Genomic DNA, 25,550 nt, shown 5'->3' on the forward strand with positions numbered 1-25,550 from the left:
CGAATCGGGAGCTGGCCTCATCTCTGGTTGCTATGAATACGATTCCGTTGATGCGCTGGGTTTGGCCGCTGGGCCTGCTCGTGAGCCTGCAAGCCTGCCGTGACCCGGCGCCGCCCGCGCCGGCGCCCTGCTCGGCCGCCGACCGCAACCCGCTGCGCTTCACGGTCACCGAGGCCTTCGGTGCGGCCGCGCTCGATACCCTTTACACCGGCGGCCCGGTGGGCTTTGCCGGACCCGGCGCCCCGTACACGGCCTGGCAGTGGCTGGTGGGCCCGGCCACCACGCGCGACACGCGCACTTTCGGCCTCTCGTTCGACCGCACGTTCACCGGTCCCTTGCCCGTGCGCCTGATTGCCCGCCGCCCGCCCAACCCGCACTGCCCCGGCGACGACGGGGTGGACACGCTCACGCGCGTGTTCACCTTCGTACCCCGCGACCTACAGCAGTACCGGCCGGCCGTATTCGGCAAATTCCTGGGCGCAAACACCGACACGCCCCGTGACACGTTCACCGTGAGCATATACTTGGGGCCAAATTTTGATTTTCCCAACCATCCGGGGGCGCCACTCATGCCTTACCTGAGCGGCCTGCCCAAAGGCTGCGCCACGCCGTATTTCGAGGTTGGCATCGATTGGCGGGGAGCGAATGCAACCAGCGGTGGTTGTCTCGGTACCTCCGCCCGGGCGGTTCTGACTACGCGCGACAGTATCCGTATCCAGTATCGTGCTACAGTACTACCCCAAATTATCGACAAGGTTTTTCTAGGCCGACGCGTGCGCTAAGGTCTTTCATCTCTTCATCATATTTCTTATGCGTAAAAACCTACTCGCTACAGTAGGGCTAGCCCTCCTGTGCATGCCGCAGGCCTTTGCCCAGCAGGCTCCATGCCCGCCCGTCGGTATCGTCACCGACCCCAGCGGCCCCGCCACCAACCCCGGTGGCGTCCCGAACAGCTTCAACTGGTACTTCGGCGATTACCAGCCGACTTTGTACAACGGTCGGCGCTACACGCTCAACGCCCCGGTCATCGGGCAGCCCTACATTGAGCTGCCCTGGCAGCAGCCGCTGAACGTGAACATGGAGCGTTTTCAGGGCAAGAACGACGTGCCCGCCGATGGCTGGGAGCTGGTGCGCCGCGACCTGGGCTTTGACGACAACGGCAACCCGGCCAATACGCGCAACCCCACCGTGCTCCTCTACAACCGCTTCACCGGCGTGCTGCGGGTGTTCGTGGCCTGCGGCGATGTGAAGGCTGCGCATCAGTTGGCGGAGGTAAAGCTGACATTTAGCACAGCAGGGGCTCACAAATCCGCTACCCTCAACCGGGTGTACTCCCTGGGCACGGCGCTGGAAGACCTACCGCCGGGTGAGAACGTGGAATTTGTCGCCGTATCGCGTTACCTCAGCGACGCGGGTAAGTGGTTTGTAGCCGATTTCCCCATGGATTACGACCCCTGCGTCTGCCTGTTCGATTCGCGCTTGCGGGTCGAAGTGAACTTAATTTCGGAAGCCGACGTGAATCTGACTGGTGTTTCGCAGGGCACCATCGCTACGGCCGGGGGCGGCAGCAGCAGCACTAAGGGTGATTTCGACAAGGGCATTCCAATCATGCGGAAAATCACCGGCGTGTTGTCGGCCGGCGGCAAGTCCTACGAAAGCATCGACAAGTTTACCGGCAAGCTCAAGCGCGACAATCCCGGCAAAGCCGGGGCGGTGGACAACCTGGGCAATGATCTGAAGGCGCCCGGGTTTCTGCAGCAGGGCCTGGCGGCCCTGCCCTACCTCGGGGCGGCCGTCAGCATGCTGGATTACTTGCTGACCGGCGGCAAGGCCGACCCGGCTCCGGCCATGAGCCTGCAGCCGATGACCATCGAAATGACGACCAAAATTACCGGCAAGATTACCGCGCCTACCCTGTACGTCACGGTGCCTTTTCACAACCCGGGTAACCGGCTGGCCTCGACCCTGCCCGAGAACGTACCGTACTACAACGAAGGAATGGGCGTGCTGAGCATTTTGACGCGCCCGGTGCTGGATGTAAAATCACGCCTGTACACGGGGCCGAACCGCGAGCTTATTTCCGAACGCACCAGCCGCCTGACCCAGGATATCAAATACGTAATAAATCCCGCCGCCAAGCTGGACGTGCAGGATTTCAAGGTGGCGCTGGTGGTCGAAGGCTCCAGCCCAATAGGAGCCGGGGGCGATTATACCTATTACGAAGGAGTGGTATCCAATCCGGGCGGGCCCGACACGTACGCCTTTCGCACGGAGTACGTGGATGCGGCCTGCATCAAAAACACCATTTTCAGCCTCCAGTCTTCCAGCCGTAATCTCGACCCGGCCAATGATTTTGTGGTCAAGGGCAACTACCTTAAAATAATGGTGAATCTGCGGCCCCGCAACGCTTCGCCTACGCAACAGAACGTGTTGTTGGTGGCCCGTTACCCGGTTGCCGGGCGACAAGTCACGGGCTTTGCCGCTCTGCCTACCGCGGCTTGCGGCGTACTGCCCCAGGCCAGCGCCGCCGAGGTAGGCGCCGTGTGCAACGGCAGCCGTTATCCTGCGGCCGCAGTGCTAACTCGTCCATCGGCCGTAGCCGCCAGCCCGGCGTCGGCGCCAGCCTCGGCGCCGCAGGTGGACATATTCCCGAACCCAGCCCACGAGATGCTGCGGCTGCAGGTGACTACCGCCGCAGCCGGCCCCGTCGAGGCCGAGTTGCGCAATGCGTTGGGGCAACTGGTAAAGAATCTGAATGCCTGGCAAGAGGTTAGGCCCGGATTCTATCAACAGGAGGTTTCAACACTCGATTTACCCAACGGGGTATATTTCGCGGTTTGCAAAACGGCGGAGCATTCTGCAACTAAAAAGGTGTTGGTTGTGCACTAATTGGCATCCAAACGGGAGCCGACTGCTCAACCATAAAAAACGGGGCCTGGCGAGGCCCCGTTTTTTTGTTGCTGCACGATGCTGCGGCCTAGTGGTGATGGCCGCCTTCGCCGTGCACGTGGCCGTGGTCCAGCTCCTCCTGGGAAGCGTCGCGCACGTCCACCACTTTGCCCTCGAAGTGCATGGTCATACCGGCCAGCGGGTGGTTGAAGTCCATTTTCACGGTGTCGTTGCCCACGTACACCACCTTGCCCTGCAGGTGGTTGCCGTGGTTATCGGACATGGGCAGGTAGTTGCCCACCTGCAGCATTTCGGCGTCGACGTTGCCGTCGACTTCGAACACCTGCTTGGGCAGGTCCACGAGGGCGTCCTGGTCGTATTCGCCGTAGCCCTGCTCGGGCGTGAGCGAGAAGCTGAATGCGTCGCCGGGCTGCTTGCCCTTGAGCTGGTCCTCGAATTCTTCGGGCAGCCCGCTCATGCCGAACAGGAATACCATCGGCGAATCGGCTTCGGCCTTTTCGACAAGCTGCTTTTCCTGCTCGTCGTTGGTTACGCTCAAGTCGTAGGTCAAGGTCACAACCTTGTGGTCAGCAATCTGCATGGCTGGGGAGGGAATAAGGAAAACAATGGCAAGTAAGGGAAAATAACGCGGCGGGCCCGGGTTTGTTCGGGAAGTGGCATAAGCTTCAGCTTGTGCTGCGGCCCGTGGCCGCAAGGCGAAACCGCGCCAACAGGGCGCCGGAATATGGCCCGGCCTGGTGCAGCTGCGCCCTGACGCGTACCGCGCCAGCACAAGCTGAAGCTTATGCCACTGCCTACAAATCCTGAAACTCCCAGGCCGTGCGGTACGCGCCGATGTCCTCCACGTAGTTCACGAACTCGCGGTAGAACTGGTTGACGCTGAGCGTGGCCGAGTCGCCGGTCATCAGCAGCTTGCGGCGGGCGCGGGTCATGCCCACGTTCATGCGGCGGATGTCGGCCAGGAAGCCGATGTCGGAGGCGGCGTTGGAGCGGGTGAGCGTAATGGCAATGATGTCGCGCTCCTGGCCCTGGAAGGAGTCGACGGTGCCGATGCTGAGCTGCCGTCGGTTCTGCAGCGCCAGCAGCTCGGGTATCTCGTCCACGCGGTCCTTGAGGTAGTTGATCTGGGCGCGGTACGGGGCGATGATGCCGATGCTGAGCGGCTGCTGCTCGTGGTCGTCGGGGTGGTAGTCCTGCAGCAGCTCCACCAGGCGGCGCAGCAGCAGGTCGGCTTCCTCGGGGTTGGCCACCGAGGGCGAGTCGAGGATGCCCAGCTCGGAAAAGCCGCAGCCGGCCGTGTCGATAAACTCCACCGCGCCGGGCTCGGGCGGGAAGCGCAAATCAAAGGCGTGCAAATCGGCGCGGCGCACGCGCTCATCGGCCTGTAGGAGGCCCTGGTAGAACTGGTCGGAGGAGAAGCGCATGATGTCCTCGTGCATGCGGTACTGCACCTCCAGCATCCGGGCGGTGGCGGGCTGGCGGGTGATGCACTTCTCGAACAAGGTCTCGCGCAGGCCCTGGGCGGCCGCTTTCTCGCTCTTGACGGTGGGCGGCAGCTGGCAATGGTCGCCGGCCAGCACCACGCGCTCGGCCTTGGTGATGGGAATCCAGCAGCCCGGCTCCAGGGCCTGGGCCGCCTCGTCGATAAACACCGTCTCGTAGGTGAGGTGGCGGATGGCGCGGTTGGCGGCCCCCACCAGCGTGCAGGTAATGACCTGCACCTTGTCGAGCAAATCCTCGGTGATGTACTTTTCGAGCTGATCGGACTCCTGCAGCATCTGGTGGGCCTGCTCCTTGAGGTGCTGGCGCTGCTGCCGCTCTTCCCAGCCGAAGTGGCGCTTGAACTTGCCCGCTTCCTCGCGGTACTGTTCGGCCGTCTGGCGCAAGGACTTCAGCTCCGGGTAGTGCTTGTGGGTCATAATCTGCGCGTCGAGCGTGTGCTCCAGCAAGAGGTCCGACACCCGCGAGGGGTTGCCCATGCGGATGACGTTGACGCCGCGCTCGGCCAGCTTTTCGGTGAGCAGGTCCACGGCCGTGTTGCTCGGCGCGCACACCAGCACCCGCCGCTCCCGGCGGATGGTTTCGAGGATGGCCTGCACCAGGGTAGTCGTTTTGCCGGTGCCGGGCGGGCCGTGGATGATGGCCACGTCCTTGGCGGCCAGCACCTGCTGCACGGCCGCCAGCTGGGAGGCGTTGAGCGGGTTGGGGTAGTACAGTTTCTCCGTCTGCGCCTCCGACTTGAACTCGGCCGGGCGGTGGCCCAGCAGGGTGTCGCGCAGCTCCTGCAGGCGGCCAAAGGCACCCTGCACCTTCTGCAGGGCGTACTCCATCTCGCGGTAGCTGACCTCGTCGAAGGTCAAATCAATGCCGAGCTTGCCCTCGTCAATCCAGTCGGGCAGGTCTTCCTTGTTGGTGGCCAGCGTAATCTTGTTGCGCCGCACCGACGTCACCACGCCCGACAGGGTGGGCTTGTCGGAGCCGGCGCGGCCGGGCACGTTGCCGAACAGGGCGGCGTTCTTGCCGACCTGAAACAGGTGCAACTGCTGGCTCTGGCCGGCGGGGCGCTCCAGCTCCAGCACCAGCTTGCCGCCGAAGCCGATGTCTTCCTTGGTGATGTTGACGGGGTACCAGGTCAGGCCGCGGCTCACGCGCTCCGAAATGGTACTCTTGGCGTTGCGCAGGCGGTATTGCTCCAGATCCTCCTGTTGCTCCAGCTTCAGCAAAGCCTGGACGCGGCGGAGTTCTTCGTAAACGGAGTCAGCGGGTAGGTGGGGGGCGGTTTCGGCCAACTTCTTCGGGCTTCTGAATGCTAGGTAGTAAACCGGGACAACAAGCGTTGAACGGCAAACGTGCGGCCGAAGGTCGGGGAGAAATGCGGAATCGTCGTGCAGTGATGCGCAGGGCTCAGTTGTAGGCAGCCATGTGCGTATGTACCCGGCTGGGCCGGTGCTTGGGGCCGAAGTAAATCAGGTACAGCAAGGTTTGGCCGAACGTCGGGGTGCGGCTGAACCGGTTCGGACCGTATTGGTTGTAAGAAACCTCCGTAAATAGGCAGTCGGCGCTGACTGGCGCAAAAGCCACGATAAACGTGCCCTTAGGCAGCGGGCTGACGTTGGTTAAACGAGCCACCGCGGCGGCAAATCGCGCCGGGGGCTGTGCCTGATCCACTTGCGCCAAGGAATCCAGCCGCCACGCCGAAAGCGGGCGGGGAAAAAGCAGCTCAGCGGCAAATGCCGTTCGGTCAGCCCGAATCAAGGAATCGTACACAGCCACTCGCGGCTGCCGGCCGGTGAATTCGCGAAACTCCGGGGTACGGCGAATGAGGCGGTAAGCGGCGCGGTAGCGCGGGCGGCCCGGCGAAACGGATTGGGCCGCCACCGCGACGCTCCAGCCGCAGAGCCCAAGTAGTGCAAGTATTCGGCAGGAAATTGACATAAGCAGCCCGCTGGTCACTGGATACGTGATGCGACTCCAGCGACTATTCCACAATATCGACTGCCCCGCTCAGTGCCAACGGTACTCTCCCTGACCAGTCGTAAGCTCAGTTAGCGGTTGACGTACCCCCTAAGTGTTCCACTCTGGTACCGGCTATAAAGTCGCCCAGCCGGCGGCTCGGGTTGAAAAACGCAAACAATACCTCAACCGGCCAGATCCAAATGGTCAGGTTTCTGACAAAACAGCGCAGCACCGACGCAGGCCTGCCCTCTCGCCTATCAACGACTCGCAGCCGGAGTACCCGTTTGGCTAGACTTTGCCCCCGAAAACTGTCCTTGAGCATGTAGAGCAACATGAAGCCCAGCCCCAACAAAATGGCTACAATATCCGGCTGCTCGGCTTCGAAAGTAGTTGCCTGCCAATGAGCCAGCATAAAAGATGCGGCCGGCCCAACCAGTAGCAGGCACATAATCCAGTGGTCGAGCAACATCGAAGCCAGCCGCCGGCCACTACCGGGCGGGGTGCTGCCGGAGCTAGCTGGAGAATTGTAATCTGTACTGGCTGCCACGCTGAGTCACAAAACAGGGTTGATGTTGATGCGCCAAAGATGCAGCTGATGCCTCGGGAAATAATCCGTCCTTATTCAGTCGGCCTGCTTCAGGTAACGCTCAAGCGCGGCCGGGCTGCCAAACACGGGCCGGACCACCTGCATAAAGCGCGCAACGGTTGCCTGCGTGTCGGCGTGGACGTAGAATGTGTCGCCTTCCTCGTTGAAGAAAAGGTGCTGGCTCGTCAGCAGCTCGGGCGCCTGCTGCGCCAGCAGGTAGCGGATGTGCTCGGCCCAGCACGGACCGTTGCCGCCGTAGCCGTACCGCTCGAATAGCTCGTAGTAGGCTGGCAGCTGCGCCACATCGGCCATGATAATAAAGCGGTAGCGGGGCGCCCACGGTGAATCAGCCGCAGTCGGCGCCGCTTTAAACGGATACGTGTCCGCTGGTTTGGGCTGGCACTGGACCAGAGCCAACAGAAGCCCCAAAAACGTAAGCAATTTTCTCACTGACGCACAACCTGCCCGGAAGATACAAGCCAAATGTAGGCAGTAGGGCAGCCAAACAAACGGCCACCCGCCCGGCCTGCTTGCACCGGGCGGGTGGCCAGTCCGAATCTCGAAAGGCTGCTGCGCTGACAGCGCGACGATTCTACAGTCCCATCAGCTCCCGCAGCCCCTCCTTGAGCGAGGCCGGCTGGCGGCCCAGCACCTCGGCCAGCTCCGGCGTTACGGCGCTTTCCTGCCCGTGCTTGATATCGGTCATGAAGCCCAGCGAGAGGTTGGCCACAAACTCCGGCAGGCCGCGGGCCCGCAGCTGGGTCAGGAAGGCCGCGGGCTCCACGTCGGTGTAGCGCACCGGGCGGCCCGACAGCTCCGTAAGGGCCGCGGCGACGTCGTGGAAGCTGTAGGCTTCCGCGTTGGTGAAGGTGTAGACGCGGTTGGCTGAAATACACGCCCGGCGCCTCCGTGGAAGCGGCGAAGCTGTCGAGGCGGTAGGTGGGAATGGGCTGATGCATGGCTGGCGGCCGGGCCGGTGGGTGGAAAGCCGCGGGCCGGCGCAAAAGTAGCAGCCCGGCAGCGGCCCTACTCCGACTTGGCCGGCGGCTCCAGCTGCTTAGTCCGCGTGGCCGGCCCGGCGGCGCAGGGGCAGGTCCAGCAGCATGGGCACGCCCTGAATCAGGGCCAGCACCACGTACTCGTAGCCCTTCATCAAATCCTTGTCGATGAGCGTAATAACGGCCCCGACCACGTGCAGCGCGGCCGCCACGGCGTACAGGCGCTTACGCGGCGCCCCGTCGACCACGGCGGCGGTGTAGCCGAAGCCCGCGGCCCCGAAGGCAAACCAGAGCGTGTGGTAGCTCAGCGGCATCAGGGTTTTGGCCTGCGTCAGGTGCACCCACACGTTTTGCAGGGTAGCCAGCACCGTGATAATGGCCCACACCCAGATCAGCGCGTTGGCGCGGCGGCCCAGCAGCACGGTTAGCAGCACCGGAATGGCCATGGCCACGCCCCAGGTCCAGAGCACGGCCGCGTGGCCTTTTTCCATCGTGTTGCCGATGTATTGGGTGATGAGGTAGGCCACCGTAACGGTGAGGCCCCACCAGAGCAGCAGGGATTGGCGGGTAAGCATAGCGGCGCGGCCCCGACCAGTATCTGCCAGGGGCTGCGGCGCCGCCCGCAGCTCGTCGGTAGGTTCTGGGCCTACGCCGGTCGGGCGGGCAAGGTTGGCCGCCCGGCAGTTGGCGCGGCTGTCGGCCGGCTACTGCACCACCTTCGTCATGTCCTGGCCCTGAATGGCGGCCGCCATCAGGGCCGGAAACTTATCCGGCGTGCAGGCAAACGACGGAATGCCCAGCGCGGCCAGCTTTTCGGCCACACTCCTATCGAAGCTCGGGGCGCCCTCGTCGCTCAGGGCCAGCAGGGCCACCATGGTCACGCCCGCGGCTTTGAGGGCCGCGGCGCGCTTGATCATTTCGGCCGGGTTGCCGCCCTCGTACAAGTCGCTCACCAGCACCAGGATGGTATCGGTGGGGCGCGTAATGAGCTGCTGGCAATACGTGAGGGCCAGGTTGATATCGGTGCCGCCGCCCAGCTGCACGCCGAACAAGAGGTCCACCGGGTCCTGCAGATCCTCGGACAGGTTGACCACCGCGGTATCGAACACCACCATGTGGGTGCGCACGGCCTTGAGCGAGGCCAGCACCGCCCCGAACACGCCCGCGTACACCACCGAGGCCGCCATGGAGCCGCTCTGGTCCAGGCACAGCACGATTTCCTTGAGCGCCTGCCCGCGCCGGCCGTAGCCCACCAGCTTCTCGGGAATGATGGTGCGGTGCGCGGGCTGGTAGTGCTTGAGGTTGGCCCGGATGGTGGCCGCCCAGTTGATTTCGGCGAAGCGGGGGCGCGGGTTGCGCACGGCCCGGCTCAGGGCGCCCTGCACGGCCTGGCGCAGCGGCTGGGCCAGGCGCTTTTCGAGGTCCTGCACCACCCGGCGCACCACTTCGCGGGCCGTGTGCTTGGCCTTGGCCGGCATCACCCGGCCCAGGGACATGAGCAGGCCCACCAGATGCACGTCGGGCTGCACGGTGCGCAGGATTTCGGGCTCGGTGAGCAGCTGGTGCAGGCCTAGCCGCTCCATGGCGTCCTTCTGCATCACGGCCACCACCGAGGAGGGGAAATACTGGCGGATGTCGCCCAGCCAGCGGCTGACTTTGGGGGCCGAGCCGCCCAGGCCGCCGCGGCGCTCCGGGGGCTGGTCGTAGAGAGCCGTCAATACCTCGTCCATGCGGCCGTAGTCGGGCGAGAGAGGAACCGAATTGTCAGCATCGGCGGCGGCGCCGAGCACGAGCTTCCAGCGGGCGGCGTGGTCAGTGGGCATGGCGGGGCGGGTTAGGCGGGGCGACGAGCGGGCGGCAATATAGGCCGGCGCGGGCGTTTCCCGGCCCCGGCGCTAGGCGGGCAGCGTGATGATAAACTCGGTGAACTCGCCCTCCCGCGTCTGCACCCGCAGCGTGCCGCCGTGGCCCTTGGTGATAATGTCGTGGCTGAGCGAGAGGCCCAGACCGGTGCCCTCGCCCACGGCTTTGGTGGTAAAGAAGGGCTGGAAGATGCGCGCCTGCACCGCCGCGTTCATGCCCACGCCGTTGTCGCGCACCCGGATTTCCACCTGCCCCTCCAGTCGCCGGGTACTGATGTGCACGGCCGGCGCGTAAGCCGGACCGGCCGTGCGGCTGCGCTGGCGCACGGCCTGAAACGCGTTGGTGAGCAGGTTCAGCACGGCCCGGCCCAAATCCTGCGGCACCACGCTCAGCGGGGCCAGCTGGGCCTCCAACTCGAGCGCGAGGGTGGCGTGAAAGTGCACGTCCTGGGCCTGCAGCCCCTCGTAGGCCAGGCGCGCCTGCTCGCGCACCAGGGCATTGAGGTCGGTGAGCTGGCGGTGCGTGGTGCCGGCGCGCGAATGCGCCAGCATGTCGCGGATAATGGCCGAGGCCCGCAAGCCGTGCTGGCTGATTTCCTGCAGGTTCTGCTTGAGCCCGACCAGGATTTCCTGCTGCAGGTTGTCGGCGCGGTGGCCGTCGGCGGCCGGCTGCATGCCGTCGAGCATGGTGGTGCTGACCTCGGCGAAGCGCTTCATGAAGTGCAGCGGGTTTTGCAGCTCGTGGGCAATGCCGGCCGACACCTCCCCCACAAACGCCCATTTCTCGGCCGCCACCAACTGGTTCTGGGCTTTGCGCAGCTCGGCCAGCGTCTGCCGGTTCACGCGCAGCTGCCGGTACAGCACCGCCCCCAGCCCCGACACGGCCGCCACCGTCAGCAGGGCCAGGGCCAGCAGTCCGTTGCGCTGCCGCAGGCGCAGGGCCTGCACGGCCTGCTGCTCGCGCAGCCCGGCCAGCTGGGCGGCGTGGGCCTGCTCGGCCCGCTCGCCCTCGTACTGGGCCACGTGGAAGGTGTTCTGCGCCTCGGCCAGGGAGTCGGTCAGGGCCAGGTAGATGCGGGTGTAGTGGCGGAACTCCTCGGGCTGCTGCCGCGCGTCGTACAGCCGAATCAGCTCCCTGAGCAGCCGGGGGCGCATCATGTTGAAGCGGCTGGCGGTGGCTTTCTGGTAAGCCTGCAGCCAGTGCTGCTCGGCCCGGTCCACGTCGCCGCGGGCGGCATGGTAGCGGGCCCAGGTTTCGTCGATGGTAAAGTCGCCGGGCCGGCCCGAAATGGACAGGTGCAGCGAATCGGACAGCTGCTGGGCCCGCTGCAGCAGACCGTAGGCGCGCCCGAGCTGCCGCTGCTGCACCAGCACCGCCCCCTTCTGCAGCAGGGCGTAGGTGGTGTACAGCGGCCGGTCGGCCGAGTCGCGGCGGGCGGCCTGCAGGGCCAGGTCGGCGTACCTATCGGCGGCGGCCAGCTGGCCCTGCCGCTGGTAGAGCTGCGAGAGGGCCCGCAGGGTAAAAAAGCGCCGCAGCCCTTCGAGGTGGTGGCGGTCTTCCAGCTCGGCAGCCTGCAGCAGGTAGTGCAGGGCCCGCTCCGAGTTGCCCCAGTCGGCGTAGGTGTAGCCGGCCACCATCAGCTCGTTGGTGTAGAGCATGCGGTCGAAGTGCTGGAACAAGTCGGCCGCCCGCAGGTAGCTGCTGATGGCGCGGTTGTAGTCGCCCAGGTGGCGGTAGGAGCCGCCCAGCACTAGGTGGCAGGCCGCCGCGTTTTCGGCCGGGCCGTGCAGCTGGTAGTAGGCCAGCTTGCGCTGGAAGTAGCGCCGCCGCTCCTCCGACTGGTGCAGGCGGTTGTAGAGCGGGGCCAGGTCGATGAGCAGGCGCGGAATCGGCCGGCGGGTGGAGTCGAACAAACTCACGGCCCGGTGCAGGAGGCGCATGGCCTGCGCGTCGTCGGTGCCCTGCACCCACAGGCCCAGGCCGCGGCGCAGCTGGCGGTAAGCCGCCGCGTCGGCCAGCCGGGGCTGGCGCTGATTTAGCTGCAGCAGCTCGTCGAGCAAGGGCAGCGCCTCGGCGCGGCGGCGGGCTTCCGTCAGCTCCGTCACGTCGAGCAGGTGCACCAGCGTCCGCAGGCGGGCCGTATCAGCGCGCTGCCGCGTGAGCACCCGGCGCAGGGAGTCGTAGTCGGCGGCCCAGTAGCGGTACTTGCCGCGGGCCAGCCCCGGCAGGGTGCCCACCGCCAGCAGCAGAAACAACAGACAGAACCGCAACGAAAGCACAAACAAAACTGCTAATGACAAAAGAAACCCCGCCGGGCGGGACACGAACCCGCAAAAATAGGCGGCCGGCCGCGAAGCTGACCGGGCCCGGCCCCGCGCCCCTAACGGCCTTGCTACCTTTACCGGTATGAATACCATTACGGCCGGCCGGCACCAGACCCGCTACGCCGCCGAGCCGCACCTGCACTTGTTCATCGACGGGCAGCCGCTTGACGGGCTGCTGCACCAGTATTATCCCGACGACAATTTTCGGGGCCTGGTGCCCACGCTGCTCAGCTGGCTCGACCGGCCCCAGGAGCGGGCGGTGGTCTGGGCGCGGGCCCGGCTGCACAGCCTCCGCCGCGTGAAGCTGCCCCTGCTCATGTGCCCCGACGACCTGGATTTGAGCTGCACCGTCATTGCCGCCGAGGTCATCGTGGAAGACGACCTGGTGCACTGGCCCCGGCTCGGCTGGGATGCCACGACCAGCCACGACCCGGTCGACAGTTGCCGGGAGGTGACCTGGCTGCCGCGGATTCCGGCCTTTGCCTTCGACCGCCGCGAGTACCAGCGCTGCCTCGACGCGTTTGCGGCGGCGCTGGCCGAGTAGGCGGGTTTCGGGTAATTTCGGGCTTTGTCCCCGCCCGCTACCCACGATGAACCGACGCTACACGATGCTGCGCCCCTGGGCCGCCGGCCTGCTGCTGGCTACTGCGGCCTGCACCAGCACCCGCCCGCCGCAGCCCCTGGATGCCCCCAAAGAAGCCGAAACCGTAGCCGCCGCCGTGCGCGTAGAGCCGGGCGTGAGCCAGGCGCTGGCCCGCTACCGCCGGCAGCAGCTCCGGGGCCTGAGCTACGCGCTGACGCTGCTGGTACCCGCCGACAAGCAGCAGGATGTTCAGGCCACCGAAACCATCCGCTTCCAGCTGAAATCGACGGCCCAGCCCCTGCAGCTCGACTTCAAGGAGCAAACTGAGCGGCTGCAGCAGCTCACGGTGAATGGCCGGTCCGTGCCCATCGACCACCGCCAGGAACACCTGATTATTCCGGCCGCGGCGCTGCGGGCGGGCCCGAACGAAATCAGCATCCACTTTCGGGCCGGCAACCTCTCGCTCAACCGCAACGACGACTTTCTCTACACCCTGCTGGTGCCCGACCGCGCCCGCACGGTATTCCCGGTGTTCGACCAGCCCGATTTGAAAGCGTCCTTCCAGCTCACGCTGGACGTGCCTTCCGACTGGCAGGCCCTGGCCAACGCACCACTGTACCCTGACCGGCGGGTTTACCCCGTCAACGATTCCGTCTACACCTACTCGTTTGCCCCCTCCGATACCATCAGCACCTACCTGTTCAGCTTCGTGGCGGGCAAGTTTCAGACGGCCGAAAGCCCCGCCACGGATGGCCCGCTGGCCGGCCGCAACATGCGCCTGCTGCACCGCGAAACCGACCCGGACAAGCTGCGCCTGAGCCTCGGGCCCATCTTCCAGATTCACCGCGACGCGCTGGCGTTTCTAGAAGATTATACCGCGCTGCCGTACCCGTTCAAAAAGCTCGATCTGGCCGCCCTGCCCGATTTTCAGTACGGCGGCATGGAGCACGTCGGGGCCATCGACTACCGGGCCAGTACGCTGTTTCTGGACGCCGGCGCCACCCAGGACCAACTGCTGGCCCGCAGCTCCCTCATCAGCCACGAAACGGCCCACATGTGGTTTGGCGACCTGGTGACCATGCGCTGGTTCGACGACGTGTGGATGAAGGAGGTATTTGCCAATTTCATGGCCGACAAAATCACCCAGCGGGCCGTGCCGGGAGCCAACTACGACCTGAAATTCGTGGTGGACCACTACCCGGCGGCCTACGCGGTGGACCGCACCGCCGGCGCCAACCCCATCCGCCAGCCCCTCGACAACCTGCAGGACGCCGGCTCGCTCTACGGCGGCATCATCTATCATAAGGCGCCCATCATGATGCGGCAGCTGGAGCGGCTCATGGGCGAAGAAGCCTTCCGTGATGGGCTGCGCGAATACCTACACCGCTACGCCCACGGCAACGCCACCTGGCCCGACCTCATCCAGATCCTCGACGCCCGCACCCCCGCCGATTTGCAGGCCTGGAATCAGGTGTGGGTGAATCAGCCCGGCCGCCCGGTGTTTGATTACGAGCTGCAGCTCAAAGACGGCAAAATCAGCCAGCTGGAACTCACGCAGAAGGCCGAGGACGGCTCCGACCGGCTCTGGCCCCAGCTGTTCGAAGTGCTGCTGGTATACCCCGACGGCCGCACGAAGGAGCTGACCGTGAACATGAACCAGCCCCGGGTACAGCTCAGCGAAGCCGTGGGCGCGCCGGCGCCGCAGTTCATGCTCTTCAACTCCACCGGCCTGGGCTACGGCGTGTTTCCCATGGACGACCAGCTGAACGTGCGGCTCGAATACCGCTACGACGCCCTGGCCAAGGCCCTGGGCCGCAACCTGGCCCAGCTGCCCAGCCCCGTAGCCCGGGCCGCCAGCTACGTCAACCTCTACGAGAACGTGCTCAACGGCCGCTACCTCGCCCCGCGCCCACTGCTGAACGTGTACCGCCAACGGCTGCCGCTGGAGCGCGAGGAGCTGAACCTTAAGCTAATGACGAGCCAGCTGACGGACATCTACTGGAAGCTGCTGACGCCCGCCCAGCGCACGGCCCTGGCCCCTACGCTGGAGCGGGAGCTGTGGCAGGCGCTGGCGCAGAATCCCGCCCCGAACCAGAAGAAGCTCTTGTTCAAGGCCTACCAGTCGGTGGCGCTGACCCAGGACGCCCAAACGCGCCTGTACCGGATCTGGGACCAGCAGCAGCCGCCCGCCGGCGTCACGCTCACCGAGGACGACTACACCGCCCTGGCCCTTGCCCTGGCCGTGCGCGACTACCCCGCCCCGGCGCCCATCCTGGCCCGGCAGCTCACCCGCATCAAGAACCCCGACCGGCAGCGGCGCCTGCAGTTTCTCCTGCCGGCCCTCGCCCCCGAGCCGGCCACCCGCGACGCCTTTTTCGCCTCGCTCAGTGATGAGCAGAACCGCGAAAAAGAAGCTTGGGTGACGGCCGCGCTGGGCTACCTGCACCACCCGCTGCGCGCCGCCGCCTCCGAGAAGTACCTGCCGCAAAGCCTGGCCCTGCTCGAAGAAATCCAGCGCACCGGCGACATTTTCTTTCCCTACGACTGGCTGCGCGCCACCCTGGGCTATTACCAGACGCCCACCGCCGCCCGCACCGTGCGCGACTTCCTGGCCGCCCACCCGCAGTACAACCCGCGCCTGCGGGCCAAGCTGCAGCAGGCCGCCGACGATTTGCTGCGCGCCGAAAAGCTCGTCCGGTAAGCAGGCGCCGCTGTAGCGCGGGCTTGGCTACGCCTTCCTGCGGTTCAGCCCGCGTCCGTCTGGACGATTTCGTGCGAGCGGACGCGGGCTAAAGCCCGCGCTACAGGCAGCGGCAGCCCGACCGGAAAAGTCGGCTCCACCTGCTTATTGCCGGACAAAAAAGCCGCCCGTGTGCCGGCTTGGGCTAACTTCGCGGTTTCAGACAATCGAATAACCGCCCTATGCCCGGCTACCGTCCGCAGGAGATAGAGAAGAAATGGCAGCAGTTCTGGCAAGAGAACCAGACTTTCCGCGCCGATAATCACTCCGAAAAGCCCAAGTATTACGTGCTCGACATGTTTCCCTACCCCTCCGGGGCCGGGCTGCACGTGGGCCACCCGCTGGGCTACATTGCCTCCGATATCGTGTCGCGCTACAAGCGCCACCGCGGCTTCAACGTGCTGCACCCCATGGGCTTCGACTCCTTCGGGCTGCCGGCCGAGCAGTACGCCATCCAGACCGGGCAGCACCCCGAGAAGACCACTCGCGAAAATATTGCCCGCTACATCGAGCAGCTTTCGGCCCTGGGCTTCAGCTACGACTGGTCGCGCGAAATCCGCACCTCCGACCCGGCCTACTACAAGTGGACGCAGTGGATTTTCCTGCAGCTGTTCAATAGCTGGTACAACCTCGACACCAACAAGGCGGAGTCGATTCGGACCCTGCAGGAAAAGTTTGCCGCCGACGGCTCCCGGGGCGTGCGCGCCGCCTGCAACGAGGAGGAGCTGCACGACTTCTCGGCCGGGCAGTGGCAGCTGATGTCGGAGGCCCAGCGCGTGGCCGCCGTGCACCCCTACCGCCTCGCCTACCAGTCGGAAACCTACGTGAACTGGTGCCCGGGCCTGGGCACCGTCTTGTCGAACGACGAGGTGAAGGACGGCGTGTCGGAGCGCGGGGGCTTCCCGGTGGAGCGCCGCCTCATGCCCCAGTGGAACCTGCGCATCACCGCCTACGCCCAGCGCCTGCTCGACGGCCTCGACCACATCGACTGGCCCGATGCGGTCAAGGAAATGCAGCGCAACTGGATCGGCCGCTCCGTCGGCGCCGAGGTGCGCTTCGAGGTGGCGGGCCACCCCGGCCTGCCGCTGACCGTGTTTACCACCCGCCCCGACACCCTGTTCGGCGTGTCGTACCTGGCGGTGGCTCCCGAGTCGGAGCTGATTGAGGCCCTGACCACCGACGAGCAGCGCGAAGCCGTGCAGCAGTACGTGGAGCAGGCCAAAAACCGCTCGGAGCGCGACCGGATGGCCGACGTGAAAACCATCACCGGGCAGTTTACGGGCAGCTACGCCCTGCACCCGTTCAGCGGCGAGCAGCTGCCCATCTGGGTGGCCGACTACGTGCTGGCCGGCTACGGCACCGGCGTGGTTATGGCCGTGCCCGCCCACGACACCCGCGACTACGCCTTTGCCCGGCACTTCTCGCTGCCCATCGTGCCCGTGGTGGAAGGCTACGACGAGGAAGCCGGTGAGGCCTACGTGGCCAAGGAAGGCCGCGTGATGAACTCCGACTTCCTCAACGGCCTCGACGTGAAGCCCGCCATTCAGGAAGTTATCAAGCGCCTGGAGGACAAAGGTATCGGCAAGGGCAAAATCAATTACCGCCTGCGCGACGCCATTTTCGGCCGGCAGCGCTACTGGGGCGAGCCGATTCCAGTGTACTACCGCGACGGTATGGCCTTCGGCGTGGCCGAAGCCGATTTGCCGCTGGTGCTGCCCGAAATCGACGAGTACAAGCCCACCGAAACCGGGGAGCCGCCGCTGGGCCGCGCCCAGGACTGGAAGTACCGCGGGCAGTTCGACTTCGAGCTGAGCACCATGCCCGGCTGGGCCGGCTCCTCGTGGTACTACCTGCGCTACATGGACCCGAGCAACCGGGACCGGTTTGTGGGCGAAGAGGCCGAGCAGTACTGGCAGAACGTGGACCTGTACATGGGCGGGGCCGAGCACGCCACCGGCCACCTACTCTACTCCCGCTTCTGGCACCTGTTCCTGAAGGATTACGGCCTGGTAAGCACCGAGGAGCCCTTCCAGAAGCTCATCAACCAGGGCATGATCCTGGGCCGCTCGAACTTCGTGTACCGCATCAACGGCACCAACACGTTCGTCACGGCTTCCAAGCGCAAGGACTACGAGACGACGCCCCTGCACGTGGACGTGAACATCGTGGAAGACGACGTGCTCGACGTGGAAGCCTTCCGCAACTGGCGCGAGGACTACGCCGGCGCCGAGTTCATCCTCGAAGACAACGGCACGTACGTCTGCGGCGTGGAGGTCGAGAAGATGTCCAAGTCGAAGTACAACGTGGTCAACCCCGACACCCTCATCGAGCGGTACGGGGCCGATGCGCTGCGCCTGCACGAGATGTTCCTCGGGCCGCTGGAGCAGTACAAGCCGTGGAACACCCAGGGCATGACCGGCGTGTCGGGCTTCCTCAAGAAGCTCTGGCGCCTGTTCTACCCCGAGGACCGCGACTGGGCCGTGACCGACGAAGCCGCCACGCCGGCCGAGCTGAAAGCCCTGCACAAGGCCATCAAAAAGGCGCAGGAGGACATTGAGCGGTTCTCGTTCAACACCTCCGTCAGCACCTTTATGATCTGCGTGAACGAGCTGGCAGCCCTGAACTGCCGCAAGCGCGCCATCCTGGAGCCGCTGACGGTGCTCATTTCGCCCTACGCCCCGCACCTGGCCGAGGAGCTGTGGGAGCAGCTGGGCCACGCGGCCGGCTCGCTCAGCACCGCCCCCTTCCCCGAGTTCAAGGAAGAGTACCTGGTGGAAGACACCGTGAACTACCCGGTGGCCATCAACGGCAAGGTGCGGGAGCAGATGCAGTTTGCCGCCTCGGCCACGGCCGCCGAAATCGAGGAAGCCGTGCGCGCCACCGACATTCTGGCCCGCTTTGCCGAGGGCAAGCCGGCCAAGAAGGTTATCGTGGTGCCCGGCCGCATGGTGAACGTGGTGGTGTAAGGGCCACCGCCCGTCAGGCACGAAAAAGCCCGCTGGCGCCTTGCCAGCGGGCTTTTTTGCGTTCCGAACCGTGTAGCGGCGTCACGTCAATAGAATGAATGGGCAAGCAGAACGAACGAGCTCCGTAGGCGCGGCACCTGACCTGCGCGGTCAAGGTGGCGCGCCTACGGAGCTCGAAATGCATTACTGCCAACTTCTATTGACGTGACGCCGCTACGCGGCTGGAATTGCCGCTGTGGCTACGTGCAGCAGAGTTACTGCTTCTCCGCCTCGGCCAATTCTCCGCGCACGGCGCGGGGCAGGGAGGCGCGCACCAGGTCGTAGGAGTGGTCGATAAACTCCTGCAGCTGCCGCCGCGTGACGCCGGTGCCGATGAGCACCGTGTTCCAGTGCTTCTTGTTCATGTGGTAGCCGGGGCGCACGAAATCAAACTCCTCGCGCAGCAGGGTGGCGCGCTCCGGCTCGCACTTCAGGTTCACGCTGCCGAAGGAGTCGATGCTGGTCAGGGCGTAGATTTTGCCGCCGATTTTAAACACCAGCGTATCGGGGCCGAAGGGGGTTTCTTCGGTGGTGCCGGGCTTGGCCAGGCAGTAGTCGCGGAATTCTTCGATGTTCATGGGGCAGAACGCAGCTGGGCCGGCAAGGTAAGCAGGCGGCAAGAAACCCGCGCGCCCTCACCGGGGCTTTAGCCCGGGCAGCGGCCCAACTCGCGCCGCCGGCAACCGGGGAATAACAGCCGCTGCTACCGGTGCTTTTCCTGCCGAGTTGGTTTTATCCAAACTCAACCGTGGCGTACGAAATCTGGCTTACGGTGCAGCTGCTATTTGTTTAATTTCCGTATTGGCTGCATCACCGTCCTCCGCCCCGCATGCAGCCCCCGAGCCCTTCTTACTCCCCCGCCCCTGAGCCCCGGGAAATGGCGCAGGTAGTAGAGCGCAACATCCGGGCGCTGCTGCAGCGCCGCCGGCAGGAAGAGCAGCGCCGCAGCTGGCCCGACCGCGTCGCCGACGCCGTTACCGCCTTCACCGGCAGCATGCTCTTCGTGCTGCTGCACCTGGGCTTGTTTGGCCTCTGGGTGGTCTGGAACCTGGGTTGGCTGGGCTTGCCGCCGTTTGATAAGTCGTTCGTGGTGCTGGCCATGGTGGCCTCGGTGGAAGCTATTTTCCTCTCCACCTTCGTGCTCATCAGCCAGAACCGCATGGCCGCGCAGGCCGACAAGCGCGCCGACCTCGATCTGCAGGTCAGCCTGCTGGCCGAGCACGAAATAACCCGGCTGGTGGTGCTGGTGACGGAAATGGCCAAGAAAATGGACATAGCCGCCGCCTACGACCCGGAAATGCAGGAGCTGGCCCAGGACGTGCACCCCGAACGCGTGCTCGACACGATGGAAGCCCGGCAGGCCGCGCCCGCCCAGTCGGCGCCGGATGCGTCGGGGCCTTCAAACCCAGCTGCAGCCCGACGGCCCGGCCGCGGGTAGTATGCCCGCCTGCTTGCTAAAAAGCCCCCGCCCGTTGGTGCTGGTGGCAGCAACGGGCGGGGGCGCGGCTGAACGCCCGCAGGGCGTTAGCGCAGGATGACGAACTTAACGAGCATGTAAATCAACCCGGCCAGAAACATCAGCATCGATATTTTATTAATCGTGTGCATGGTGCGCAGGTTGAAATTGCTGTGGCGGGAGGGGTCTTTCTTGCGGAAGAAATAACCGAGCACCGGCCCGAAATCAAACAAACCTTTGGTACGCATAGAAGCAAAAGCGTTACGGCAGCCCGAAAAGCGAAGGTAGCAAAACCCCGCGCTTCGGCTGCCGGGGTGAGGCACTTGGTAACAGCCGGCCGGGGCGGATAGTTGCGCCCGGCGGCCCCAAATCAGACGGCGGCAAACTCGGCGGGGTAGCGCACCGTGCCCGCCGCCGCGGCCAGGGCGCCGGGCTGCAGCTCCCGGGCCATAAACGCCGCGTCGGGCACCGCAAAGGGCGCGCGGATACCCCAGCGGCTGGCCGGCCCAAAGCCGAAGCGCGGGTAGTAGTCGGGGTGGCCCAGCAGTATCACCGAGCCGAAGCCCGCGGCCCCGCCGGCCACCAGCCCCGCCTCCACCAGCCGCGCCCCAATGCCCTGCCGCTGCCACGCGGGCTGCACCGCCACGGGCGCCAGGGCCAGGCTGAGGGTGGGCGGCCCGGCCACCGGCTCGATGGCAATGGGCGTCAGCAGCACGTAGCCGACCACCGTGCCCGCCACCTCGGCCACCAACGACAGCGCGGGGCGAAAATCGGGGCGGCGGCGCAACTGTTCCACCAGGGCGGCTTCCTGGGGCCCGGGAAAGGCCTGGCGCAGCACCTGGGCAATGGCGGCCCCGTCGGCCGGGGTTTCGGGGCGGATCAGGGGCTCGGGCACGGCAACCGGGGCTTGGGGCGGGCCCAAACCTAGCCAAATCGGCCGGAACTGCCGGCCGGGCCTTGCAACTGCGGCCGCCGCCCCGCGACCTTGGCAGAACGCTCACCCTCTCCTACTGCTTCTATGCGCGCTTTCTACCTGCTCGGCGGCTTGCTTCTCGCCGCCCCCGCTGCTTTCGGTCAAACCACCGCCCCGGCCGAGACCGAGGCCGTCAAGGCCACCGTCAACCGCTTTTTCGAGGGGCTGCGCAAGGGCGACAGCGCCGTGGTGCGCAGCACGCTGGCCCCCACGGCGGTGCTGCACACCATCAGCACCCGCGGCGGCACGGTGCAGGTGCAGAACGAAAACCCGCGGGAGCTGCTGAAAGCCGTGGGCACCCCGCACAAGGAAGTCTGGGATGAGCGCATCAGCTTCGAGCGGGTGCTCATCGACGCCCAGCTGGCCAGCGTCTGGACGCCCTACCAGTTCTACGCGGGCACCCAGTTCAGCCACTGCGGCTACAACTCCTTTCAGCTCGTTAAGCTGGCCCAGGGCTGGCGCATTGCCTACATCATCGACACGCGCCGCAAGGACGGCTGCAAATAAGCGGCTTGCCCGGGACGTAGCTGTCGGTGCCCGGCCCGTTCTGCCCCGGCAGGCCGGTTTGCGTTGGTTGTCGGACCGTATCCGAACGGCTCCGCGCGGGAAGCGCGCAATGAAAGTGGCCCTGCAACTTGGAGTCGTAGGGCCACCCGGCAACGGAGCCGGTTCGACCTGCCAGCTCAGAAAGCCGGAATGCGGTGCACCGGCGAGGCGTCGGCTTTCCAGCAGTCCAGCTCGTACAGCTCGCCGGCGCGGTCGAGGTACAGGGCCACGAACACGGGCACGCCGTCGTCGTCGAGGAAGTGCGTGCGGCCGGCAATGGCGCCGAGCCGGCGCTCGGGCATGGGCCCCACGAAGCGCAGGCTGCCCACGCCGTGGGCCGTGATATCGGCCACGCGCGCCACGGGCAGCTGGCCGAGCAGCCGCTCGGCATCGGCGGCGCCGCGCAGCAGGTACACAAGCAGGCCGAGTTCGGGCAAATTCAGCGGACGTTGGGCCATACCGGAGGGCGTTTGCCTGGGCATACGCATTCGGCGGCGCCGCGGTCGGCCCGCCCAGTGGGCCCGCCGGCCCGCTTATTCGGCTGCCAGGGCCAGAATCCGCGCGGCGCTCAGCTGCCCGAGGTCCGACACCACGAAGTTGGCGTGGTGCAGGTCCTGGCCGGTGGAATGCTCGCTGCGGTAGCCGATGCAGTACATACCCGCCCGCTTGGCCGCCGTCACGCCGTTGGCCGAGTCCTCAATGACCAGGCAGTGCGCGGGCGCCGTGCCGGCCAGCTCGGCCGCGTGCAGAAAAATGGCCGGGTTGGGCTTGGACTGCGGAAAGTCCTCCCCGCTCACGCGGTTATCGAAGTACGGGTACAGCTCGAAGCGCGTGAAGACGCGGTTGATGGTTTCGTGCGAGGCGGAGGAGGCCAGCTGCAGGGGCACGCCGGCCTGGTGCAAATCGAGCACCAGTTCCCGGGCGCCGGGCAGCAGGGCCAGGGTGGTGTTGGCCTCGAAAGCCACGCCGAACAGCTCCCGCTTGCGCCGCACGAGGTCGGGCACCTCCTGGGTCAGGCCGTACTCCTGCTTGAGGCGCTGGTACATATTGGTGGTGGAGGAGCCGAGGAAGGTGGCGTACTCCGTGTCGGAAATCGGCAGGCCCAGCTCGGCGAAGTGGCGGAAAAAAGCGTCGTGGTGCAGCGGCTCGGTGTCGACGAGCACGCCGTCCATATCGAAGATGACGGTGCGAATCATGCGCAGGCGTTGGTGGAAGGCGCCGCAAAGCTAACCCGCCGCGCTGCATCCGGCCGCTGACGGCCAATGGCAAGGCGCAGCCCCGGCTTTTGTCCTGTTTCGCCTTCGATTGTCGCAGGTCGTCGCAACGAGTAGCCTCTTGCACCACTGCAAGGGCTTGGTCGTCGTGACGAGTAGCCTCTTGTAACGCTGCAAGGGCCTCCTCGCCCGGACGAGTAAGCCCTTGCAGCGTTGCAACGCCTTGGTCGCCCGGACGAGTAAGCATTTGTAGTGCTGCAAGCCCCTGGTCGTCGTGACGAGCAAGCCGTTGCAGTGCTACAATGACCCACTCGCCGCGACGAGTAAGGTCCTGTAAACGCACACGAGCCCTTCTTATCTGGTCCGGGCAAGACCAATCGGAGCCGCCCGCCGCTATTCCACCGGCTGCATCGTGAATTTGGCGCAGTGAATCCGCAGCGGCGGCAGGTGGTCGATGGCCAACCGCAGGTGCAAATCGAGCGGGCGACTGGGCAGTGCCGGGTCGAAATCGAACCGGTCGACGCGGTAGCCCAGCTCCCGGTCCGGCGTCCGCCGCCATGCGGCCTCAACCAGCTGCTGCACGGCCGCCACCGCCGCCCCGTTGCGGATGCCCGATAGCACCAGCCGCTTGCGCACGACCTCGTTGGTTTGCCACAGCGGCTCAGGCTTTTCCCAGAGCACCAGCGTCAGGCGGCCCCGTTCGGCGTCGAAACAAAACTGCTCCACCACCGCGTCGTGCAGGTGGTCATCAATGCGAGGCGCAGCCACAGGCCTTACAGCAGCTGCCGGAAAAACGGGTCGCGGAAGTCCCGGGCGAAGTGCAGCACGTTGTCGAGGTAGCTGAACTCGGCCTCCTCGTGCGTGGTCTTAAGAATGACGCAGCTCATGCCGGCGTTACGGGCCGCTTCGGCGCCCTTGGGCACGTCCTCAAACACCACGCAGTCTTTGGGCGCCACGCCCAGGGCCGCGGCGGCTTTGAGGAAGGTTTCGGGGTGGGGCTTGCTCTCCGTCACGTCGTCGGCGCTGACCACGGCCTGCACGTACTGGCGGATGTCGAGCCCGTCGAGCACGAAATCGATGTTGAACGGAATGGCCGCCGAGCCGATGGCCACCGGGATGCCGCGCTCTTTGGCCGCTTTCAGAAACTCCAACAGCCCCGGCAGCAGCTGCAGGTGGGGCCGGTACTCGGCCTGGTAGCGCTCCTCCTTCTGCCGGGCCAGCCGGTCCATTTCGGCCGCCGTAAACCGCTCCGGCCCGAACATGCGCACCAGCACCTCCTGGTTCTTCCCGTACATCTGCGGCTTCACCTCCTCGTAGGTAAACTGCCCGCCCAGCTCCTCGTTGAGCAGCTGCTGCCAGGCGCGGGTGTGGTAGTCCATGTCGTGAATCATGGTCCCGTTCAGGTCGAAGAGAAAGGCTTTCAATACGGTATTATTTGCTGTAATGGTAGCGGCACTGGAGTATCCAGACCACTTGTGCTTCCACGCGGTACACCAGCCGATGCTCGTCGGTAATGCGGCGCGACCAAGTGCCGGCGCGTTCGTGCTTGAGTAGCTCAGGTTTGCCAGTGCCTTCGTAGGGCGTGCGCTGCAGTTCCTTGAGTAGCGCGTGCAGCCGCCGCAGCACGGCCTTATCGGTTTGCTGCCAGTACAGATAGTCTTCCCAGGCCACCGGCACGAAAGCCAGGGCAAACATTACTCGTTGGGCAACTCAAAGCTCACCCGCTCGCCCCGGTCAAACTGCTCGTAGGCCTGGCGCAGGCGCTCTGCGTTGGCGGGCGACGCGTTGAGGTAGGCGGTGGTGTCGGCTTCGTCCTGCGCCGATTTGCGCGACCGGCGCGGCCGCACGTTGCTCACAAACGACATGCTGCGCAGCATCTCCAGCATCAGCGGCACGCGCTCGGGAGGGACGTCGAAGATGATTTCCATACAGGGTAAAGGTAAGTTAGGGTGGTTTGATTCCGGGATGGGATGGCCAGCGACTAAAACAAACCGCGCAGCCGGCTCATGGTTTGCGGGAGCCGGCTGCGCGGTGATGAGCATTGCGAAAGGCTATTCATTCTTTCCAGAGCCTGAAAAAGTCACGAACAATATAAAGGCACTAGCAGCTAATCCGCTCCACCCGTAAATGTTCACATGTGTTCTTACTCCACCGTGATGCGAACATGCGCCTCGCCGTCCGATACTTGTAGATTTCCATCCATCCGCGCAACCTTCATACGCACCCAACGCGGCAAAGGCACAAGCAACTATAAATGAGGTACTAAAAACTATTTTGGGGTTCTTTTCTACGTTCAGCAGCTTAGCCAGCAAAATCAAACATGCTATTCCAGTAGCAATAAATAACATCAGACGCATTTGAATGTCTACTTTTGGTTTATCTTACTCAACAAAGGCTCATGAATTAATTTCATTACCTCAATCTTAGTTGACTTTATAACAGCCTCCTCATCAGTTATAACTAAATTGTGAGGCATTACTATATCTTTAACGCCAGTTTTAATATTCACCTTTCCATTATCAATCTGGATTGTCACATCACACAGATAACCAACAGAGCCGTTGTCAATTGCAATATTAGCTTTAATCTCATCTTCTGAAACAGACTCTATCTTACCTCTATATCCTTTAAGCCAGCGTTCTACTGTAGGTAAAACATCAGTAGCATCCCCTTCAAGAACGTATTCACTTTCGACCTCACCATATTTATAGCTGGAGCAAGAACATAAAGCCAGACATAGCAAGAAGATCAACGAATTTATCACAGACCTCATACAGATCAATCTTTATCTATCTAGAGACGCAACAAATTATTAATTGTATCCCACAATTACAAACGAGCGTCAAACTACCCAACGAAGCGGTAGAGATGCTTCGACAAGCTCAGCATGACGTGC

The 25,550-nt window shown here is 64.6% G+C and carries 27 protein-coding genes; 7 read left to right on the forward strand and 20 right to left on the reverse strand.

All coding sequences use genetic code 11. The features are described 5' to 3' along the window. The first annotated feature begins 32 nt into the window (after positions 1–32). Positions 33–782 (forward strand): hypothetical protein, encoded by a 750-nt coding sequence (locus EJV47_RS06215; RefSeq protein ID WP_126692290.1) that lies wholly within the window; start codon positions 33–35, stop codon positions 780–782. A 28-nt stretch (positions 783–810) separates the two neighbouring features. After that, positions 811–2,889, forward strand: coding sequence for a T9SS type A sorting domain-containing protein (locus EJV47_RS06220; protein WP_126692291.1), 2,079 nt, complete (start codon positions 811–813; stop codon positions 2,887–2,889). An 88-nt stretch (positions 2,890–2,977) separates the two neighbouring features. Here the strand turns inward: EJV47_RS06220 and EJV47_RS06225 are convergent, their stop codons facing one another. From EJV47_RS06225 to EJV47_RS06265, 9 genes are all read right to left on the reverse strand, one after another. Beyond that, on the reverse strand, positions 2,978–3,490 hold the full coding sequence (locus tag EJV47_RS06225; protein ID WP_126692292.1) for an FKBP-type peptidyl-prolyl cis-trans isomerase: 513 nt from the start codon (positions 3,488–3,490) through the stop codon (positions 2,978–2,980). A 214-nt stretch (positions 3,491–3,704) separates the two neighbouring features. Further along, positions 3,705–5,699 (reverse strand): AAA domain-containing protein, encoded by a 1,995-nt coding sequence (locus EJV47_RS06230; RefSeq protein ID WP_126692293.1) that lies wholly within the window; start codon positions 5,697–5,699, stop codon positions 3,705–3,707. Between the two features lie 115 nt (positions 5,700–5,814). Continuing rightward, entirely contained in the window at positions 5,815–6,345 is a 531-nt protein-coding gene (locus EJV47_RS06235; protein WP_126692294.1) for a hypothetical protein, read from the reverse strand. Positions 6,346–6,451: 106 nt separating this feature from the next. Next, entirely contained in the window at positions 6,452–6,913 is a 462-nt protein-coding gene (locus EJV47_RS29115) for an RDD family protein (RefSeq protein ID WP_424321752.1), read from the reverse strand. 75 nt (positions 6,914–6,988) lie between these two features. Beyond that, positions 6,989–7,255: an Imm51 family immunity protein gene (locus EJV47_RS06245; RefSeq protein WP_126692296.1), complete on the reverse strand. Its 267-nt coding sequence runs from the start codon at positions 7,253–7,255 to the stop codon at positions 6,989–6,991. 289 nt (positions 7,256–7,544) lie between these two features. Next, positions 7,545–7,751: a Rossmann-fold NAD(P)-binding domain-containing protein gene (locus EJV47_RS06250; RefSeq protein WP_126692297.1), complete on the reverse strand. Its 207-nt coding sequence runs from the start codon at positions 7,749–7,751 to the stop codon at positions 7,545–7,547. A gap of 258 nt (positions 7,752–8,009) precedes the next feature. Next, positions 8,010–8,525: a hypothetical protein gene (locus EJV47_RS06255; protein ID WP_126692298.1), complete on the reverse strand. Its 516-nt coding sequence runs from the start codon at positions 8,523–8,525 to the stop codon at positions 8,010–8,012. A 129-nt stretch (positions 8,526–8,654) separates the two neighbouring features. Next, a complete protein-coding gene (locus EJV47_RS06260) occupies positions 8,655–9,773 on the reverse strand; it encodes a VWA domain-containing protein (RefSeq protein ID WP_126692299.1) in 1,119 nt (372 codons plus the stop codon). Between the two features lie 72 nt (positions 9,774–9,845). Beyond that, positions 9,846–12,092, reverse strand: coding sequence for an ATP-binding protein (locus tag EJV47_RS06265; RefSeq protein WP_126692300.1), 2,247 nt, complete (start codon positions 12,090–12,092; stop codon positions 9,846–9,848). Between the two features lie 127 nt (positions 12,093–12,219). Here EJV47_RS06265 and EJV47_RS06270 point away from each other — a divergent pair, with 127 nt between their 5' ends. The 3 genes from EJV47_RS06270 (at position 12,220) to leuS (ending at position 18,426) form a co-directional block, all read left to right on the forward strand. Beyond that, positions 12,220–12,681 carry a hypothetical protein gene (locus EJV47_RS06270; protein WP_126692301.1) on the forward strand — a complete coding sequence of 154 codons (462 nt, stop codon included), beginning with the start codon at positions 12,220–12,222 and terminating at the stop codon, positions 12,679–12,681. A gap of 46 nt (positions 12,682–12,727) precedes the next feature. Beyond that, complete coding sequence (locus tag EJV47_RS06275; protein ID WP_243651039.1) at positions 12,728–15,421, forward strand: M1 family metallopeptidase; 2,694 nt, start codon at positions 12,728–12,730, stop codon at positions 15,419–15,421. Between the two features lie 221 nt (positions 15,422–15,642). Further along, positions 15,643–18,426: a leucine--tRNA ligase gene (leuS, locus tag EJV47_RS06280; RefSeq protein ID WP_126692302.1), complete on the forward strand. Its 2,784-nt coding sequence runs from the start codon at positions 15,643–15,645 to the stop codon at positions 18,424–18,426. Between the two features lie 254 nt (positions 18,427–18,680). On the opposite strand, the gene EJV47_RS06285 is transcribed toward leuS, so the two are convergent. Further along, positions 18,681–19,043, reverse strand: coding sequence for an MmcQ/YjbR family DNA-binding protein (locus tag EJV47_RS06285; protein ID WP_126692303.1), 363 nt, complete (start codon positions 19,041–19,043; stop codon positions 18,681–18,683). 251 nt (positions 19,044–19,294) lie between these two features. On the opposite strand from EJV47_RS06285, the gene EJV47_RS06290 reads away from it, so the two are divergent. Then, positions 19,295–19,903 carry a DUF1003 domain-containing protein gene (locus EJV47_RS06290; RefSeq protein ID WP_126692304.1) on the forward strand — a complete coding sequence of 203 codons (609 nt, stop codon included), beginning with the start codon at positions 19,295–19,297 and terminating at the stop codon, positions 19,901–19,903. A gap of 86 nt (positions 19,904–19,989) precedes the next feature. Here EJV47_RS06290 and EJV47_RS06295 read toward each other — a convergent pair whose 3' ends face one another. Next, positions 19,990–20,169, reverse strand: coding sequence for a DUF6728 family protein (locus EJV47_RS06295; protein WP_126692305.1), 180 nt, complete (start codon positions 20,167–20,169; stop codon positions 19,990–19,992). A 122-nt stretch (positions 20,170–20,291) separates the two neighbouring features. Then, positions 20,292–20,816 (reverse strand): GNAT family N-acetyltransferase, encoded by a 525-nt coding sequence (locus EJV47_RS06300; protein ID WP_207895839.1) that lies wholly within the window; start codon positions 20,814–20,816, stop codon positions 20,292–20,294. A 123-nt stretch (positions 20,817–20,939) separates the two neighbouring features. Between EJV47_RS06300 and EJV47_RS06305 the strand changes: the two genes are divergently transcribed. After that, a complete protein-coding gene (locus EJV47_RS06305; RefSeq protein WP_126692306.1) occupies positions 20,940–21,401 on the forward strand; it encodes a nuclear transport factor 2 family protein in 462 nt (153 codons plus the stop codon). 176 nt (positions 21,402–21,577) lie between these two features. On the opposite strand, the gene EJV47_RS06310 is transcribed toward EJV47_RS06305, so the two are convergent. From EJV47_RS06310 to EJV47_RS06345, 8 genes are all read right to left on the reverse strand, one after another. After that, on the reverse strand, positions 21,578–21,898 hold the full coding sequence (locus tag EJV47_RS06310) for a DUF6984 family protein (RefSeq protein ID WP_126692307.1): 321 nt from the start codon (positions 21,896–21,898) through the stop codon (positions 21,578–21,580). A 75-nt stretch (positions 21,899–21,973) separates the two neighbouring features. Further along, positions 21,974–22,636 carry an HAD family hydrolase gene (locus EJV47_RS06315; protein ID WP_126692308.1) on the reverse strand — a complete coding sequence of 221 codons (663 nt, stop codon included), beginning with the start codon at positions 22,634–22,636 and terminating at the stop codon, positions 21,974–21,976. A gap of 411 nt (positions 22,637–23,047) precedes the next feature. Continuing rightward, positions 23,048–23,422 (reverse strand): hypothetical protein, encoded by a 375-nt coding sequence (locus EJV47_RS06320; protein ID WP_126692309.1) that lies wholly within the window; start codon positions 23,420–23,422, stop codon positions 23,048–23,050. Positions 23,423–23,427: 5 nt separating this feature from the next. Continuing rightward, positions 23,428–24,078 (reverse strand): HAD family hydrolase, encoded by a 651-nt coding sequence (locus EJV47_RS06325; RefSeq protein WP_126692310.1) that lies wholly within the window; start codon positions 24,076–24,078, stop codon positions 23,428–23,430. Between the two features lie 7 nt (positions 24,079–24,085). After that, a complete protein-coding gene (locus tag EJV47_RS06330) occupies positions 24,086–24,349 on the reverse strand; it encodes a Txe/YoeB family addiction module toxin (RefSeq protein WP_126692311.1) in 264 nt (87 codons plus the stop codon). After that, positions 24,349–24,582 (reverse strand): hypothetical protein, encoded by a 234-nt coding sequence (locus EJV47_RS06335; RefSeq protein ID WP_126692312.1) that lies wholly within the window; start codon positions 24,580–24,582, stop codon positions 24,349–24,351. The genes EJV47_RS06330 and EJV47_RS06335 overlap by 1 nt, the downstream gene beginning before the upstream one ends. 123 nt (positions 24,583–24,705) lie before the next feature. Next, complete coding sequence (locus EJV47_RS06340) at positions 24,706–25,011, reverse strand: hypothetical protein (RefSeq protein WP_126692313.1); 306 nt, start codon at positions 25,009–25,011, stop codon at positions 24,706–24,708. Between the two features lie 8 nt (positions 25,012–25,019). Next, positions 25,020–25,418, reverse strand: coding sequence for a hypothetical protein (locus tag EJV47_RS06345; RefSeq protein WP_165903641.1), 399 nt, complete (start codon positions 25,416–25,418; stop codon positions 25,020–25,022). Positions 25,419–25,550: the final 132 nt, after the last annotated feature.

Source organism: Hymenobacter gummosus (genome assembly GCF_003970915.1).
Taxonomy (GTDB): Bacteria; Bacteroidota; Bacteroidia; order Cytophagales; family Hymenobacteraceae; genus Solirubrum; species Solirubrum gummosum.